The following is a 15,740-nucleotide window of genomic DNA, read 5'->3' as shown; positions in this document are numbered from 1 at the left end:
GACCAACATCCGGAGTCTCTCGTGCAGCACGACCTCATCCTGAAGGGCGCGCGGGTCATCGACCCGTCGCAGAACCACGACGGGATCTGCGATGTCGCCTTCGCGGACGGCCGGGTCTCGGGCTTCGGCCGCGACCTTCCGGCCGGCCCGGGCACGCAGGTGCGCGACATGGAAGGCGCCATCGTCACGCCGGGCCTGATCGACCTGCACACCCATGTCTACTGGGGCGGCACCTCCCTCGGCATCGACGCCGACGCATTCTGCCGGACCTCGGGGGTGACCACCTCGGTCGATACCGGCAGCGCCGGGCCCGGCAACTTCGCGGGCTTCCGCAGCCACGTGATCGAGCAGTCGCAGGCGCGGATTCTCGCCTACCTGCACGTCTCCTTTGCGGGCATCTTCGGTTTCTCGAAGACCATCATGGTCGGCGAGAGTGAGGATCCGCGGCTGATGGCGCCCCGGGAGGCGGTCGAGGTCGCCGAGGCCAACCGGGACGTGATCGTCGGCATCAAGGTCCGGGTCGGGCGCCACGCCTCGGGCGACCAGGGCACCGCGCCCCTCGACATCGCCCTGCAGGTCGCAGAAGAAACCGGCCTGCCGCTGATGGCCCATATCGACGAGCCGCCGCCGAGCTACGAGCAGGTCCTGGCGATGCTGCGCCCCGGCGACGTGCTGACCCACGCGTTCCGGCCGTTCCCGAACTCTCCCATCACGGCCCAGGGTGCCGTGAAGCCGGCGCTCCGCGAGGCGCGGGCGCGGGGCGTGCTGTTCGACATCGGCCACGGCAAGGGCTCGTTCGCCTTCAAGACGGCGCGGGCCATGCTGGCCGGCGGCTTCCTGCCGGACACGATCTCGTCCGACGTGCACCAGCTCTGCATCGAGGGACCGGCCTTCGATCAGGTCACCACCATGTCCAAGATGCTCTGCCTTGGCATGAGCCTCACCGACGTGATCGCCGCCTCGACGGTGAACGCCGCCGTGGCGCTGAAGCGGATGGAGTACGGGACCCTGAAGGTCGGGGCGCTCGGTGACGCCACCGTGCTGGCGGTGCGGGACGGCGCCTTCGACTACGTCGACACCCGCGGCGAGCACATGGAGGGCGCCCAGCGGATCACCGCCGAGGGCGTGGTGCTGAAGGGCCGGTGGTGGCACCCGGCCTGAGCCGGGTGCCGGACGGCCGGAGCCTCACGCGGCCCGGACCGTCGCCAGGAAGCGGCCGACCTCGGCGGACAGGTGCTCGGACTGGCGCGACAGCTCGGAGGCCGCGCCCAGAACCTGGCTCGCCGCAGCCCCGGTCTCCTCGGCCGCGCCCGCCACCCCGGTGATGGTGCTGGTCACCGCGCCGGTGCCCTGCGCCGCCTGGGTGACGTTGCGGACGATCTCCTGGGTCGCCGCGCCCTGCTCCTCCACGGCTGCGGCGATCGTGGTCGCCACACCGCTGATCTCCTGGATCCGCCCGGTGATCGCACCGATCGCCGTGACTGCCTGACCGGTCGAATCCTGAACCCGCGCGATCTGCCCGGAGATCTCCTCGGTCGCCTTGGCGGTCTGCTCGGCCAGGGCCTTCACCTCGGACGCCACCACCGCAAAGCCCCGCCCCGCAGCACCCGCGCGGGCCGCCTCGATCGTGGCGTTGAGCGCCAGAAGGTTCGTCTGCCCGGCGATGGACGAGATCAGGCCGACCACGTCGCCGATGCGGGTGACGGCCGTGCTCAGCTCCTGCACCAGCGCGCCGGTCCGGTCGACCTCGCCCACGGCCCGCCGGGCGAGCTCCGCCGAGCCGTCCACCTGCCGGCCGATCTCCTGCACGGAACTCCCCAGCTCCTCGGCGGCGGCCGCGACCGTGTTGACGTTCGAGGCCGCCTCCTCGGCCGCGGCCGCCACGGTCGTGGACTGGGCCGAGGTCTGGGCCGCCATGGCCGACATCGACCCGGCGGTGGCCTGCAGCTCGGTGGCCGAGGACGAGACCAGGCCGATGATGCTGCCGACCGCCCGCTCGAAGCTGTCGGCCATCTGGTGCATGCCGCTCCTGCGCTGCTCCTCCGCGGCGAGGCGTGCCTCGGCGGTCTCGGCCTCGAGCTGCCGGGTGCGGATCAGGTTGTCCTTGAACACCTGAACGGCGGCGGCCATCGCGCCGATCTCGTCCCGGCGGTCCCGGTACGGCACTGCGGCGGCCGCGTCGCCGCGAGCCAGGACCGCCATGGCCTGGGTGATGACCGTGATCGGGCGGGACACCCGCGACATCCCGAACAGGGAGGCCGCGAGCGCCGCCGCCACCGCGAACGCCACCGCCACGTAGGCGGCGATCATGGCGGCATCGGCCTGCGCCAGGGCGGAGCTGGATTCCTGGTGCGCGCTGCGGTTGTTCAGTTCCGCGTCCGCCGCCAGGGCCTCGCGCATGCGGTTGTACATGTCGAGCTGATCGCGGCCGCCGATGAGCGCCAGCGCCTCCGCCGGCTGGCCCTGCTCAAGGAGCTGGGTCATCGTGCGGTTGGAGGCCTCGTACTGCGTCCACAGCGCGCCGAACGTCGCCCACAGGGCCCGCTCCTCGGGCGAGGCGATCATCGGCTCGTACAGGGCCCGGTCCGCCGCGAGCTTGGCCATGGCCGTCGCCTGAAGCTTCTGGTTGTCGGCCCGCTGCTCCGGCGTGGCGTTGTATGTGAGCATGCGAAATTGTTTGACGCGAATATCGGCAACGTCGTTCTGTATCGTCCCCAATATCAATACTGATGGAAGCCAATTCTTTGTGACCTCGTTCACAGAGAAACGGATACCCGAAAGCTTGATCAGGGAGAGTGTGCCCTGTCCTGCCGCGATGAGGGCAAGGCACCCGAAAGCTCCGATCAGGGCCGCCTTGATGGACAACTGAAATCGCATTGAGAGACCCCGAAAATTGCTCTCGGTCTAGACCGGTCAGGCCGCGTTTAGACCTGGCGGAGCCAGAAGTGCGAGATATTAATTAAGGAACCCCTGCGTGTCGACGTTGCTGGACAGGCCACGCTGCGGCCGAACATTGCGCGGATCCGTTCCATTGGGCCTCCGGATCTTGCGCGCGGGCTGGCTCAGCCAAGTCGTCTCAGACAAGTCGTCTCGCCCAAGTCGTCTCAGCCAAGACTTCATGGTACGCGCCTCGGCCGACCGGCCCGACGTTCCCGGCCGTACAGGGCCATCGGATTCCCGCCGTGCGGCCCTGACACACGGGCCGTCCGCTCCGGATTCCGGAGCGGGTCCGCCTTTACAGGCTCGGATGACGACCGATACACGTTTTTGTGAGGGCCGGACCATCTCCGGCCGTCAGCGAAACGCGGCCCAAGCCGCGGCGCCAGGGAGGATGGATGGACACGGGTCAGCCCCTGCTAGAAGTCGACGGCGTCACGCTCCGCTACAAGACGCCCGATCACCTCGTCACGGCCACCTACCGGGTGAGCTTCCGGGTCTGGCCCGGAGACCGGTTCGTGCTGCTCGGGCCTTCGGGCTGCGGGAAGTCGACCCTGCTCAAGGCGGTGGGCGGCTACATGGCCCCTACCGAGGGCGAGATCCGGCTCAAGGGCCGGCCCGTGACCGAGCCCGGCCCCGACCGGATGATGGTGTTCCAGGAATTCGACCAGCTCCTGCCCTGGAAGACGGTTCGGCAGAACGTGGTCTTCGCCCTCGAAGCCTCCGGCCGGCTGAAAGGCCGCGCGGCCCTGGAGCGGGCCAACCTCTACATCGACAAGGTCAATCTCACGAAGTTCGCCGACAGCTACCCGCACACCCTCTCGGGCGGCATGAAGCAGCGCGTCGCCATCGCCCGCGGCATGGCGATGGAGCCCGACATCCTGCTGATGGACGAGCCCTTCGCGGCGCTCGACGCCCTGACCCGGCGGCGCATGCAGGACGAGCTGCTGATGCTGTGGGAGGGCACGCGCTTCACCGTGCTGTTCGTCACCCACTCGATCCCGGAGGCGATCAAGGTCGGCTCGCGCATCCTGCTGCTCTCGCCCCATCCCGGCGAGGTGAAGGCGGAGCTCAACAGCGCGGACTCGCCGGAGGCCGCGATGGGGCTGGAGAACCGGATCCAGCAGATGCTGTTCTCGGAAGAGATCGAGGAGGCGGAGAATGTCTAGCGCGCCCGTCCTGACCGACCTGCCGCGCGCCGCACCCGCGCGCCCGTCCGCCGCGGAGTCGAGCCGTCCCGAGATCGTGCGCGAGACCGGCCACGCCCACGGCGCCACGGTGGTGGAGAAGCCCCTGTCGGTTGCCGAGCGGCTCTACAACCAGGCGTGGCTGCGCAAGATCGTGATCCTGCTCGTCCTGGCCGGGATCTGGGAGGCCTACGGGCGCTACCTCGACAACGATCTCCTGTTCCCGACCTTCTCGGCCACCGTGGAGGCGTTTGTCCGCGGCGTCGCGGACGGCACGCTGCCGGCCCGCGCCTGGACCTCGCTCAAGGTCCTGCTGATGGGCTACGCCGCCGGCGTCGCGCTCGCGACCGCGCTCACCGGCATCGCCATCGCGTCGCGGATCGGGACCGACTTCCTCGAGACGCTGACCTCGATGTTCAATCCGCTGCCGGCGATCGCGCTGCTGCCGCTGGCGCTGATCTGGTTCGGCCTGGGCAACGGCAGCCTGATCTTCGTCCTCGTCCACTCGGTGACCTGGGCGATCGCGCTGAACACCCATTCGGGCTTCCTGTCGGTGAGCCGGACGCTGAAGATGGTCGGCCGCAATTACGGGCTGTCCGGTCCGCGGCTGATCGGCAAGATCCTGATCCCGGCGGCCTTCCCGTCGATCCTCACCGGCCTGAAGGTCGGCTGGGCGTTCGCGTGGCGCACCTTGATCGCGGCCGAGCTGGTCTTCGGTGTCTCTTCGGGAGCGGGCGGGCTCGGCTGGTTCATCTTCGAGAACAAGAACATGCTCGACATCCCGAACGTGTTCGCCGGGCTGCTCACCGTCATCCTGATCGGCCTCGTCGTCGAGAACCTGATCTTCCAGACGATCGAGCGGCGCACGGTTCAGCGCTGGGGCATGCAGGCCTGAGGGAAGGCGGTCCGGGGTGCGACACGCGCGCAACGCAGAGCCGTAAGGCCGAACAGTTTGGAGCTTTCCTCTGCGTGTTGACGATCGACGCCGTCATTCCGGGGCGCCGCAGGCGAGCCCGGAATCCAGAACCGCTGAGAGTGCCAGATCCTGACACGTCGGCGGGTCTGGATTCCGGGCTCCGCTGCGCGGCCCCGGAATGACAGGTGAGGCGGCTACGTTGTGTCTTCACAGAGGAGGATTGAGCGATCCGCCCTGACGGTGAAAAGCGCAAGGTGTGTCACCTTCGCCCACAGAGGACGGCGAGATCGGCGCTCCTGTCGCCCACGGAGACCCATGGGCATCAGGTCTCCTGGACATTCAGGAGGGTTTAGGGTGACATAGTCTACAAAAGCGGCACATTAGAGATAAAACATCTCCTATTGTCTCGTGCGGCAGCCGTTTTCTTCCTATACCCTCTGGGACGCCCCGGAGCCCTGTCCTGTGAGTCCTGACGCCCCCTCCCGCAACGCCCCGCCTGTCGCCCTCTCCGGCGGGGGCAGCCAGTCGAGTCCTGCCGCCTCGGTCCTGCCCGGAATAGGCCTGTGCGCGGCGATCACCGCCGTGGCGATGGCCGCGCAGGCGCTGGAGGAGCGCGTCGCGGGCCATCCCTATGTCGAGGCCCTGGTCCTGGCGATCCTGATCGGCATCGCGGTGCGGACCGCCTGGACGCCCCATGCCCGGTTCCGGACCGGCATCGCCTTCTCGGCCAAGCAGCTCCTCGAGGTCGCCGTCGTGCTGCTCGGCGCCTCCCTCAGCCTCGGGGCGATCCTCGCCTCCGGCCCGGCCCTGCTCGCCGGCATCGTCGCCACCGTGGTGCTCGGCATCGCCGCCAGCGTGGCGATCTGCCGGGCGCTCGGCCTGCCGGCCCGGATGGCGATCCTGGTGGCCTGCGGCAACGCCATCTGCGGCAACTCGGCCATCGCCGCGGTGGCGCCCGTCATCGGCGCGGAGCCGAGAGACATCGCCGCCGCCATCGCGTTCACGGCGGTGCTCGGCGTCCTGATGGTGCTCGGGCTGCCGCTGTTCGTCCCGCTCGCCGGCATGAACGACAGCCAGTACGGGGTGCTGGCAGGGCTGACCGTCTACGCCGTGCCGCAGGTGCTGGCCGCCACCGTACCGGTGAGCCTGCTGTCGACCCAGATCGGCACCCTGGTGAAGCTCGTGCGCGTCCTGATGCTCGGCCCGGTGGTGGTAGCATTCTCGCTGATCGCGCCCCGCCTGCCGCGGGTGGCAGGCGCCCCGCCGGCCCCGAGCCGGCCCGGGCTCACCAAGCTGGTCCCGTGGTTCATCCTCGGCTTCCTGGCCCTGGCGACCCTGCGCTCGTCGGGCCTCATCCCGGATGCGGCGGTGAAGCCCCTGACGCAGCTCGCCGGGGTGCTCACGGTCCTGTCGATGGCCGCGCTCGGCCTCGGGGTCGACGTGCGCATCCTCGCCCGGGTCGGCGGCCGGGTCACCCTGGCGGTGACCGCCTCGCTGGCGGTCCTGATCGTCCTCAGCCTTGCGCTGATCCGCGGCCTCGGCATCGGGTGACCCCGCCGGGTCTCCGGACCGACCGGGGCCCGGCGCTCATGCCGCGATGCCGTATTTCCGTCCGGCCGCGCAGATCCCGGCTGTAAACACCCGGGGATCGGCGCTCCCATGCAGGTGACCGGCTCCGTCCGGGGGCCGGGTTCGGTCGTCCCGCACCAAAATGCGCTTTCCGCAACCGACAAACTGCCAGGACCATCTTGACACTTCAGGGGTTTCTGCTTTTGGAGCCCGCAGCGTCATCGTCGAAATCTTCAAGTGGACTCGCGCAGTGCCCGAAAAAAATCCCGAGCGCTCCATCAAGCTCGTCACGCTGGTCGGTGAGATCGTTGCGGCTTACGTCTCGAACAATTCCGTTCCGCCGGCCGCGCTGCCCGAGCTGATGGCGAGCGTGCACGGGACCCTGGCGGCCCTCACCGGAACGCCGCACGCTGAAGCGATTCCCGCAATCGAGCAGCCGACGCCCGCGCAGATCCGCAAGTCGGTCCAGGAGGACGGGATCGTCAGCTTCATCGACGGCCGATCCTACAAGACGCTGAAGCGTCACCTCAACGCCCACGGCCTGACCCCGGAGCGCTACCGCGAGCGCTACGGTCTGCCGGAGGATTACCCGATGACCGCGCCGGGCTACGCCGCCCAGCGTTCAGCGCTCGCGAAGGCCATCGGTCTCGGCGTGCCCGGCGGGCGGGCCCGTCAGCGCGGGACCGGCACGAACGGCTGATCGGCGGCACCGCGCCGCGTCCGGTCGCTCCCGTCCGCGGGGCTCTGGAACAGCAGCACCTGTGCGGAGACCGGATCGGGCTGGCCCCACCTGGCGGGATCGGGACGCGCCGGCCGGCCGAACGTGTCGGCCCAGCGCAATTTGATGACGCGGCCGCTCAGGGCTTCAGCGGCGCTGTCGTCGGCCCTGTTCGCGGCGGGCGACTTGCGCTGGCCGGAACCGATCCAGCGCTCGGCCCGCTTCCCGCGCCGGAGCAGCGGCTCCAGGCGCTGGCGGGCCGGCTGGACGTCATCGGGCTTGTCTGAGGTCGACACGCTGAAAAACCCCCGTCCGCGTTCGAGGCGCGAGCGGGGGACGGGCAGCGGGTTTGGCCGTGGATCCGCCGGGGTGCTCAACCCTCGACACTACCCCCTCATCCTACCCGGTTGTGCGCAACCGGGTAGGGCGACTCCGTCCAAAAAACTTGTCTCTGCGTCCCAGATCGGCCCTGATCCGGGCCGCGGCGGCTCAGGATGCGCGCGCGCCCGGCACGGCGGCCAGCAGGCTGCGCGTGTAGGCGTGCTCCGGCGCCGCGAACAGGTCGGCGGTCCCGCGCATCTCCACGACGGCGCCCCGGTGCATCACGGCGATCCGGTCGCAGATCGTGGCGGCCACCCGCAGGTCATGGGTGATGAACAGCATCGCCAGCGACAGGCGCTGCTTCAGGTCCTCCAGCAGGTCCAACACCTGCCGCTGAACCGAGACGTCCAGCGCCGAGACCGCTTCGTCCGCCACCAGCACGTCCGGCTCCATGGCGAGCGCCCGCGCGATACCGATGCGCTGGCGCTGCCCGCCGGAGAAGGCGTTCGGGTAACGGGCGGCGGCCTTCGGATCGAGGCCGACGAGGTCGAGGAGGCTCCGGGCCCGCGCCCGCGCCTCGGCGGCCGGGACCCCGTGGGCGATCGGCCCCGCCGTGATGATCTGCTCCACGGTACGCCGCGGGTTGAGAGACGCGAACGGGTCCTGGAAGATCATCTGGATGCGGCTGCGCTTGTCGCGCAAGGCCGCCTTCCCGAGAGCCGTGTAGTCGAGATCCCCCAGTCGGACCGTTCCGCCGTCGGGCTCGATCAGGCGGATCGCCAGCCGCGCGGTGGTCGATTTACCGGAGCCGGATTCGCCCACGATCCCCAATGTCTCGCCGCGGCGGACGTCGAAGGAGACTTGCCTGACCGCCGCCACGACCCGCGGCTTGCCGAACAGGCCGGAGCGCCCGGAATAGGTCTTGGACAGCCCGGTCACCGAGAGGGCGACCGGGGCCGCTTCCACGGGCGCGCGCGGCGGCGGCGTCAGGCTCGGGACGGCGGCGAGCAAGGCTTTGGTGTAGGGCGCCTGCGGATTGCGCAGGACGGCTTCGGCGGTGCCGGATTCCACGAGCCGGCCGCGCTGGAGCACCGCCACGTGGTCGGCGATCTCCGCCACCACGCCGAAATCGTGGGTGATGAACAGGACGCTCATCCCGCGCTTCTGCTGCAGGTCGCGGATCAGCCGGAGGATCTGGGCCTGGGTGGTGACGTCGAGCGCCGTGGTCGGCTCGTCGGCGACCAGCACCGAGGGCTCCAGCGCCAGCGCCATGGCGATCATCGCCCGCTGCCGCTGGCCGCCGGAGAGCTGGTGCGGGTAGGCCCGCACCGCCTCCTCGGGGTTGGGCAGGCCGACCTCGGTGGCCAGCGCCACCGCCCGGGCCCAGCGCTCGCTGCGGGTGAGCAGGTTGTGCGCCTCGAACATCTCGGCGATCTGGTCGCCGATCCGCATCACCGGGTTCAGGGCCGTCATCGGCTCCTGGAACACCATGGCGATGCGCCGGCCGCGCAAGCGGCGCCATGCGGGCTCGTCGAGGGTCAGGAGGTCCCGGCCCTCGAATAGGATCGTGCCGGCCGTCGGCTTCAGCGCCCGGGGCAGGAGGCCGGTGAGCGCGTAGGCGCTCATCGACTTGCCCGAGCCCGATTCCCCGACCACGCACAGGATCTTCCCGGCCTCGAGGTCGAGGTTCAGGCCCTCGACCGCGTGCGGGCGGTCGGCGCCCTTGGGGAGCGCGATCGTCAGATCGCGGATGCGGACGACCGGCTCGCTCATCGTGTCAGGCCCTCGCTTTGCGGCGGCGGAGGATGTCGGGCCCGTCTCGGCCCAGATCCCAGAACAGGCCGGCCATGATCGCCAGGCCCTCGCGGGTGCCGGAGGCGAGCATGTGCTCGTCGGGCCCGTGCTGGCGGCAGGCCGGGTAGGAATGCGGCACCCAGAGGGTCGGCAATCCCAGGATTTCCGAGAAGGCGTCGTTCGGCAGCGAGCCGCCGAGATTGGGCAGCAGCGCCGGCTTCTTGCCGGAGCTCGCCTCGATCGACTCTAGGGCCCACTCGACCCAGGGATCCTCGACCGGCAGCCGCGTCGCCTGGAACACCTCCGCGGCGCGGGCCGGCCTCACCTCGATCATCGGGAAGCCGTGCGCGTCGAGATGGGCGCGCACGTTCTGGATGAGGTTCTGCCAGTCAGTGCCGACCACGAAGCGCAGCTGCAGGGTCGCCTTGGCGTGGGGCGGCACGGCGTTGAGCGGCCCGTCCGGGTCGCCGGTCTTGAAGGCCAGGACCTCGAGGGTGTTCCAGGCGAAGACCCGCTCGGCCGGGGTGAGGCCCGGCTCGCCCCAGTCGGAATCGATCTTGGGCGCGGTCGGGTCCTCGCCGACGCGGATGTCGGCGAGCGCCGCGCGCACCCCTTCCGGGATCGGCGGCGGCCGCAGGGCGTCTACCAGGATGGCGCCGCGGGCATCGACCATCGAGGCGATCGCCGAGGCGAGCACCGTGCCGGGGTTGCGCAGCAGCCCGCCCCAGTTGCCGGAATGGTGCGGGCCCTCGCGCAGGTTGAGGCTGAGTTCGAAATTGTAGGCGCCGCGGGAGCCCAGGAAGAGGGTCGGGCGCTCGCCGTTGAGGCGGGGGCCGTCCGAGGCGATCAGCACGTCGGAGCGCAGGGCCTCGGCCTGCTCCCGGCAGAACGGCCGCAGGCCCGGGGAGCCCGATTCCTCGCCCATCTCGATCAGCAGCTTGACGTTGAAGCCGAGACGGCCCTCGCGGGCCGCGATCACCTGCTCCAGGGCGGCGAGATTGAGGACGTGCTGGCCCTTGTTGTCGGCGGTGCCCCGGCCGTACCAGCGGTCGCCTTCGACCACGATCTCCCAGGGGCCGAGGCCCTCGCGCCACTGCTCGGGATAACCCCGCACCGTATCGCCGTGGCCGTAGATCAGCACGGTCGGCAGGTCCGCGCCCTCGTGACGCTCGGCGATCAGGAAGGGGCCGTGCACCTCATCGGGGTTCGGGAAGATTTTCGGGGTCTCGAAGCCGAGGCGGGCGACGAGCGGCGCGATGAAGGCGTCGAGATAGGCGCGGAGCGCCGCCCCCTGGCCGGGGGCCTGGCTCTCGGTGGGCATCGCCACGGCCTCCCGCAGGAGCGCGAGGAACGCGCCCGAATCGAAGCTGTCAGTGGCGCGCGCGATGGCGGCGTCTCGCGTCATAGTGTGATCTCGGTGGACGGGTGTTTTGTGAGGACGGGCATCAGGGGCGTCAGCTCCAATCCTGTTATCCCGGGGCCGCGCAGCGGAGCCCGGGATCCAGAGCCGCGGAGGCAACAGGATGACGCGGAGCCGGATCGCCTGTGCGATCGGCCGGGGCGGCTCTGGATTCCGGGCTCTCGCCCCCGGCGAGCCCCGGAATGACGGAGTGGAGCGACATCAGTGGCGCGCCTCGGGCGCCGTGATGTCGCGCAAGCCATCCCCCAGAAGATTGATCGCCAGCACGAGCAGGAGGAGCGCCACGCCCGGGATGGTGATCACCCAGGGCTGGAAGAACATGTACTGCTTGCCCTCGGCGATCATCAGGCCCCAGGAGGGCAGGGGCGGCTGCACGCCGAGCCCGAGGAAAGACAGGGCGGCCTCCAGCAGGATCGCGTGGGCCATCTCCAGGGTCGCCACGACGATCAGCGCGTTCATGATGTTGGGCAGGATCTCCTGGCGGATGATCCGCAGGTCGGTCAGCCCGGCGGCGCGGGCGGCCGAGACGAAATCCTGGTTGCGGATCTGCTGGGTCGCGGCCCGGGTCACCACGGCGAAGCGGTCCCAGAGCAGGAAGCCCAGCACCAGCACCACCACCTTGAGCGAGCCGCCGACCAGCGCCGCCATGGCGAGCGCCACCAGCACCACCGGCATGGCAAGCCGCGTGGTCACGATGTAGCTCACCACCGAGTCGACCCAGCCGCCGAAATAGCCGGCGCAGAGGCCGAGCGTCGTGCCGATCAGCCCGGAGATCAGCGCGGCCGAGATCCCGATCAGGAGCGAGATCTGGCCGCCGTAGAGCAGGCGGCTCAGGTAATCGCGGCCGAGCTTGTCGGTGCCGAGCACGTGCTCCCAGGAGCCCTTGGCCTGCCAGACCGGCGGGATCAGGCGGCGGGACACGTCCTGCGCGTAGGGGTCGTGCGGCGCGATGAGCGGAGCGGCCAGAGCCGCCAGCACGATCAGCCCGAGGATCCCGGCGCCGATCAGGAAACCGGTGTGGCGCAGGCCACGCCGCAGGATCAGGCGGGTGGGGGAGGGGACCGACGCCAGGGCGATCGGCGCGTCCGGGGGCAGGACGGGGGCGGCGAGCGCCGCCGTGTCGGGGGGGAGGCTCATGGCAGGCTCCATCCTCACGATTGGCGCAGGCGCGGATCGAGGAAGGCGTTCAGCAGGTCGGCCGCCAGCGTCAGGCCGATGTAGATCATGGCGAGCACCAGCACGATCGCCTGGACGACCGGGAAGTCGTTGCGGGCGATGGATTCCCAGGCGAGCTGCCCGAGCCCCTGGAGCGAGAACACCGCCTCGATCACGATCGAGCCGCCGAGCATGAAGCCGAACTGCACCGCCGCGAGGGCGATCACCGGGATCACGGCGTTGCGCAGCGCGTGCCGCACCAGGATCTTCCGGGGCGGCAGCCCCTTGGCGCGGGCGGTGCGGACGTAGTCGGAGGCCAGCACCTCCAGCATGCCGTTGCGGGTGAGGCGCATCACCGCGGGCATCGCGTAGTAGCCGAGCGCCACCGCGGGCAGGACGAAGTTCTTCCACGTGGCATTGCCCGAGACCGGCAGCCAGCGGAGATTCACGGAGAAGATCAGGATCAGCGTCAGGCCGAACCAGAAGCTCGGCATCGCCTGGCCGAGCACCGAGACGGCGAGCGCCGTCCGGTCGATCCACGTGTCCCGCTTCACGGCGGCGACGACGCCGAGCGGGATCGCCACGAACAGGGCGACGGCGAGCGCGATGATGCCGAGATAGAGGGTGATCGGCAGGCGGGCGGCCAGCAGGTCGATCACGCTCTCGCGGAAATAGAAGGAGTTGCCGAAATCGAGGTGCAGAGCCCGCCAGCCCCAGGTGAGGAACTGGGTCAGCAGCGGCTGGTCCAGGCCGTACTCCTGGCGGATCTGCGCGATCTGCGGCCCGGTGGCCTCCGGGCCGGCGATGGCCGTGGCGAGGTCGCCCGAGAGGTGGAGGAGCAGGAAGCTCGCCACCGAGACCGTGAAGGCTACCGCCAGGGCGACCAGCACGCGCCGGACCGTGAAGGCCAGCATGGCTCAGGCTCCTTTCTGGCGATCACGATCGCGCCCGATCAGGACGAAGCGTCCTCTCCTCCCCCCTGTGGGGAAGAGCCGGAGGTGGGGGTGGCGCAGAATCGAGCGGTGCGGTGCCGTCTGCGCCACCCCCACCCCTGACCCCTCCCCGCAAGGTGGAGGGGAAAGGCGTCGCGCCTTCGCGGCCGTCCTCACTTCCACGACGCCGCGTAGAAGCGCGCCACCTCGTCGGGCTGGGCGGTGAAGTTGAGGTCCGACGTGAAGGCGTAGTTGGTCGAGTAGGAGAACATCGGCAGGGCGTAGGCCTCCGCGGCGATCCGCTGGAGCGCTTTGGCGTAGGCGGCCTTGCGCGTCTCCGGATCGGTCGAGCCGTCGCCCTTCTGGAGGTCGGCGATCACCTGCGGATCCTTGGTCAGATCCTCCTCGCCGCCGCGGAAATACACCCCGTCGAAGGCCGAGACGTCGAGAACCGAGAACGACCCCCAGGTCTGGTAGCCGATCGAGGTCTTTCCGGCCCGCAGCGCGTCGCGGAACGCCGCGTAGCGCAGGTAGTTCAGCCGCGCCTTGATGCCGACGGCACCGAGATAGCCGATCACCGCCTCGGCGTAGTCCCGCTCGCGATAGGCGCCGAGATCGATCTCGAAGCCGTTCGGGTAACCGGCTTCCTTGAGCAGGGCCTTGGCCTTGGCGGGGTCGTAGGCATAACGCGGCACGCCCTGGTCGGTGCAGCCGAACTGGTCGACGAAGCACAGCGCGTTCATCACTCGCGAGGCGCCGCGCACGAGGTTGTCGACCATCGCCTTGCGGTCGATGGCGTAGGAGATCGCCTGCCGGACGCGCACGTCCTTGAGCGGCGAGTTCTCCTTGGCGCGGCCCAGCGTGTCGAATTGCAGGAAGCCGACCCGCATCGTCTCGGAGTTCAGCACCGTAATGTTCGGGGCGGCGCGCAGCTGCTCGGCCTGGTCGCTCGGCACCCGCCAGATCCAGTCGACGCCGCCGGTCATCAGCTCGGCCATCCGGCTCTCGCCGTCCGGGATGACGCGGAACTGCAGCTTGCCGATCTTCGGTTTCCCAAGCGGGCTCTCCGCCCAGTACTTGTCGAAGCGTTCCATGCTGACGCCGCGGCCGCTGTCGACCTTGGTGATCCGGTACGGGCCGCTGCCGACCGGCGCCTTGGCGAAGCCGTCGAGGCCGACCTTCTTGAAGTAGTTCGCCGGGAAGATCGGGGTCGGGCCGGCGAGGTATTCGAGCGCGGCCGGGAACGGCGCCTTGAGGTGGATGCGGACCGTGTGCGGGCCGGTGACCTCCACCGACTTCATCCAGTCGACGTTCTGGCGGGTGACCGTGCGGGCCTCCGGCGTCAGCACGTAGTTGAACGTGAAGGCCACGTCCTCGGGACCCAGCGGGTCGCCGTTGTGGAAGACCACGCCCTCGCGGATCGTGAGATCGAGCGTCGTGTCGTCCTTCCAGGTCCAGGCGGTCGCCAGCATCGGCTTGTAGGTGCCGTCCTTGGGGTCCCGGTACAGCAGCGTATCCCAGCAGTTCCGGGCCAGGATCACGCCCTCGCGGGCGCTGTTGTGATACGGGCTGACGTTCTCGGGTTCGCTGTCGGAGGCGTAGACCAGCGTGTCGTCCGCCTTGCCGGCGAGCGCCGGGTGCGCGGCGATCAGAGCGGCGAATGAGGCGGCGAAGGTCGCGGCCCGGGTGAGAGTCCGTAGCGGCATGCAGGCTCCGACGGCGCGGCGGACAGGTCCGGCGGATGGTTCCGCGGCTGCCGCGTTTTTCACCCTGCCATGGTGTTGTGCATCTGGGATCGCAACAAGTAGAATTTGGCGAGTGCTGCGTTGCCGTTTCGGCAACGAGCCTAGCGAAATAGCCGCTTTGGGGCAGGATAATGCAGACGACCGGGCTGCGCTACTTCCTGGCGGTGGCCAGGACGGGCTCGATCGCCGCCGCCTCGGACCAGCTCAACGTGGCGGCCTCGGCGATCAGCCGGCAGATCGCCAACCTAGAGGCCGAGCTCGACTGCGTGCTGTTCGAGCGGCGCCCGCGCGGCATGGTGCCGAGCCCGGCCGGCGAGCTGCTGGCGCAGCACGCCCATCAGGTGCTGATCCGCTCCGAGCAGGTGGTCACCGAGATCCGCGAGCTTGAAGGGCTCGCCCGCGGCCTGATCCGGGTGGCGAGTTCCGAGGGCTTCGCCCTCGACATCGTGCCGAACGCCATTGCGGCCTTCCACACGGCCCATCCCGGCATCCGTTTCGAGGTGACGGTACTGCCGCCCGCGCAGGTGACCCAGACAGTGGCGGTGGGAGATGCCGATCTCGGCATCACCTTCGCGCTCACGCCCAGCCCGCAGGTGGAGGTGCTCTATGACGGGCAGGTGGACATGCTGGCGCTCGCCGCCCCCGATCATCCCCTGGCGCGGGCGCCGGCCCTGCGCCTCGCCGACCTGTCGAACTATCCGCTGGCCCTGCCGACCCGGGATACGACCCTGCGGCAGGTCTTCGATGCCGCCTGCGCCCTCGAAGGCCTCGCGGTCGAGCCGGTTCTGACCGCCAACAAGCTCTCGGCGTTGCTGCCCTTCGTCCGGCGCTCCCGCGGGCTTGCGCTGATGTCGGCGCTCTCGGTGACGACGCCGCTGCGCCTGAACGAGCTGATCAGCCTGCCGATCCACGCCCGGGCAAGCCTCGCCCGCGGGATCCAGGTGCAGGCCATGCGCGACCGGCGCCTGCCCCGGGCAGTGCGGGCCTTCCTGCGCCAGTTGCTGGAGGCGCTGCCGCCACCCGTCGCGTCCTGATCGAGGCCTGTC

At 69.9% G+C, this 15,740-nt stretch carries 13 protein-coding genes; 6 read left to right on the top strand and 7 right to left on the bottom strand.

The features are described 5' to 3' along the window. Positions 1-21: 21 nt before the first annotated feature. Positions 22-1,161 carry an amidohydrolase/deacetylase family metallohydrolase gene (locus tag ABIE45_RS03450; RefSeq protein ID WP_192710642.1) on the top strand — a complete coding sequence of 380 codons (1,140 nt, stop codon included), beginning with the start codon at positions 22-24 and terminating at the stop codon, positions 1,159-1,161. 24 nt (positions 1,162-1,185) lie between these two features. On the opposite strand, the gene ABIE45_RS03445 is transcribed toward ABIE45_RS03450, so the two are convergent. Next, the gene (locus ABIE45_RS03445; RefSeq protein WP_192710643.1) at positions 1,186-2,877 is read right to left on the bottom strand and encodes a methyl-accepting chemotaxis protein; all 1,692 of its coding nucleotides are present in this window, start codon (positions 2,875-2,877) and stop codon (positions 1,186-1,188) included. A gap of 458 nt (positions 2,878-3,335) precedes the next feature. Here ABIE45_RS03445 and ABIE45_RS03440 point away from each other — a divergent pair, with 458 nt between their 5' ends. From ABIE45_RS03440 to ABIE45_RS03425, 4 genes are all read left to right on the top strand, one after another. Then, positions 3,336-4,106, top strand: coding sequence for an ABC transporter ATP-binding protein (locus ABIE45_RS03440; protein WP_091782280.1), 771 nt, complete (start codon positions 3,336-3,338; stop codon positions 4,104-4,106). Beyond that, positions 4,099-5,019 carry an ABC transporter permease gene (locus tag ABIE45_RS03435; protein ID WP_192710644.1) on the top strand — a complete coding sequence of 307 codons (921 nt, stop codon included), beginning with the start codon at positions 4,099-4,101 and terminating at the stop codon, positions 5,017-5,019. The genes ABIE45_RS03440 and ABIE45_RS03435 overlap by 8 nt, the downstream gene beginning before the upstream one ends. A 483-nt stretch (positions 5,020-5,502) precedes the next feature. Beyond that, a complete protein-coding gene (locus ABIE45_RS03430; RefSeq protein ID WP_192710645.1) occupies positions 5,503-6,591 on the top strand; it encodes a putative sulfate exporter family transporter in 1,089 nt (362 codons plus the stop codon). Between the two features lie 268 nt (positions 6,592-6,859). Continuing rightward, positions 6,860-7,309, top strand: a complete 450-nt coding sequence (locus ABIE45_RS03425) for a MucR family transcriptional regulator (RefSeq protein ID WP_373622144.1) — start codon at positions 6,860-6,862, stop codon at positions 7,307-7,309. Here ABIE45_RS03425 and ABIE45_RS03420 read toward each other — a convergent pair. The 6 genes from ABIE45_RS03420 to ABIE45_RS03395 all read right to left on the bottom strand — a co-directional run bounded on the left by ABIE45_RS03420 (position 7,282) and on the right by ABIE45_RS03395 (position 14,655). Next, the gene (locus tag ABIE45_RS03420; protein ID WP_192710647.1) at positions 7,282-7,623 is read right to left on the bottom strand and encodes a hypothetical protein; all 342 of its coding nucleotides are present in this window, start codon (positions 7,621-7,623) and stop codon (positions 7,282-7,284) included. The genes ABIE45_RS03425 and ABIE45_RS03420 overlap by 28 nt on opposite strands. Before the next feature lie 193 nt (positions 7,624-7,816). Further along, positions 7,817-9,421 (bottom strand): ABC transporter ATP-binding protein, encoded by a 1,605-nt coding sequence (locus tag ABIE45_RS03415; RefSeq protein WP_192710648.1) that lies wholly within the window; start codon positions 9,419-9,421, stop codon positions 7,817-7,819. A 4-nt stretch (positions 9,422-9,425) separates the two neighbouring features. Continuing rightward, positions 9,426-10,847, bottom strand: a complete 1,422-nt coding sequence (locus ABIE45_RS03410) for a M20 family metallopeptidase (protein WP_192710649.1) — start codon at positions 10,845-10,847, stop codon at positions 9,426-9,428. A 216-nt stretch (positions 10,848-11,063) separates the two neighbouring features. Next, complete coding sequence (locus tag ABIE45_RS03405) at positions 11,064-11,999, bottom strand: ABC transporter permease (protein WP_192710650.1); 936 nt, start codon at positions 11,997-11,999, stop codon at positions 11,064-11,066. A 14-nt stretch (positions 12,000-12,013) separates the two neighbouring features. Next, positions 12,014-12,931, bottom strand: a complete 918-nt coding sequence (locus ABIE45_RS03400; protein ID WP_192710651.1) for an ABC transporter permease — start codon at positions 12,929-12,931, stop codon at positions 12,014-12,016. A gap of 191 nt (positions 12,932-13,122) precedes the next feature. Further along, entirely contained in the window at positions 13,123-14,655 is a 1,533-nt protein-coding gene (locus tag ABIE45_RS03395; RefSeq protein WP_192710652.1) for an ABC transporter substrate-binding protein, read from the bottom strand. A 170-nt stretch (positions 14,656-14,825) separates the two neighbouring features. Here ABIE45_RS03395 and ABIE45_RS03390 point away from each other — a divergent pair, with 170 nt between their 5' ends. Further along, positions 14,826-15,728, top strand: coding sequence for a LysR family transcriptional regulator (locus tag ABIE45_RS03390; protein ID WP_192710653.1), 903 nt, complete (start codon positions 14,826-14,828; stop codon positions 15,726-15,728). The last annotated feature ends 12 nt before the right edge of the window (positions 15,729-15,740 follow it).

The sequence above is a fragment of the Methylobacterium sp. OAE515 genome, assembly GCF_041806315.1.
GTDB classification, from domain to species: Bacteria; Pseudomonadota; Alphaproteobacteria; order Rhizobiales; family Beijerinckiaceae; genus Methylobacterium; species Methylobacterium tardum.
Note: the sequence above shows the minus strand (reverse complement) of the source record. Positions and strands in the feature narration are given on the sequence as shown.